Raw genomic sequence first — 1,024 nt, 5'->3', positions numbered from 1 at the left:
ACCTGAAGGCAGGGAAGGTGCATGTAAACGACTCCAAGAACCGCCAGGACCGCTTCGTCCCCCTCCCCGCTTCCCTGGAGCCCCTGATCCTTTCCTACTGGCGTTCCTTCCCGCCGGGCATGCGTCCCCGGCTCTGGCTGTTCACGCAGCAGCGCTCCCTTGATGCCCCTATGGACAAGCAGTGGGTCCAGGACCGTATCCTGAAGCAGCGGGACCTGCTGGGCATTGATGGGAGGCTCACTGCCCATTCCTTCCGGCACGCTTTTGCCACGCACAGTTACGAGAACGGCATGGACCTGCTGTCCCTCAAGGCTTTCCTGGGGCACCGTTCCATCAATTCTACCGCCATCTATGTGCACCTGGCGGCTGCTTCCTCCTGTACCACGGTGAACCCCTTTGACCAGATCGGGGGCAGCGCCCATGCATGACAAAAAAGTGCAGGGGCTTTTCGGCTCCCTCAAGATACAGCAGGCCTTCCTTTCCGCCTACCCGGAATTCTCTTCTTCCGGTGCCCCGCAGTCCGACGTCCAGCGTAAGGCTGCACATGCCATCATGCGCTGCAAGTCCGGGAAGCTGGGCTGCAACAGGAGCCTCTGCCCAAACTGCGGCCACATGGAGGTCCATAATAATTCCTGCCGCAACCGCAGCTGCCCCAACTGCCAGGCCGTCCAGAAGGAGCTCTGGGTGGACCGGCGTAGGGCCGAGGTCATTGACGCGCCTTACTTCCATGTGGTCTTTACCCTCCCCCATGAGCTGAACCCCCTCATCTTCGCCAACCAGAAGGACCTTTACGGGCTCTTCCACAAATGCTGCGCGGAGACGCTCCTCGAGCTCTGCGCCGACAAGAGATACCTGGGCGCCCGGCCCGGCATCATCCAGGTGCTCCATACCTGGAACCAGGAGATGCTCTACCATGTCCACATGCACTGCATCCTCTCCGGCGGCGGCCTTACCCCGGACGGCAGGATCCGCAGGAGCAAAGGGAAGTTCTTCCTGCCCGTCTTTGTCCTGCGGGACAAGTTCA

The 1,024-nt window shown here is 61.1% G+C and carries 2 protein-coding genes; both read left to right on the top strand.

Annotated elements, in window-relative coordinates:
* On the top strand, window positions 1-428 hold a 428-nt coding region (locus NFS35_RS28910; protein ID WP_251210395.1), incomplete at its 5' end, for a tyrosine-type recombinase/integrase.
* Window positions 421-1,024: IS91 family transposase (locus tag NFS35_RS28905; RefSeq protein WP_251210394.1), on the top strand; the 604-nt coding region annotated here is incomplete at its 3' end. The genes NFS35_RS28910 and NFS35_RS28905, both read left to right, overlap by 8 nt.

Source organism: Acetatifactor aquisgranensis (assembly GCF_943193215.1).
GTDB classification, from domain to species: domain Bacteria; phylum Bacillota; class Clostridia; order Lachnospirales; family Lachnospiraceae; genus Acetatifactor; species Acetatifactor aquisgranensis.
This window is presented reverse-complemented; position numbering and strand designations above follow the sequence as displayed.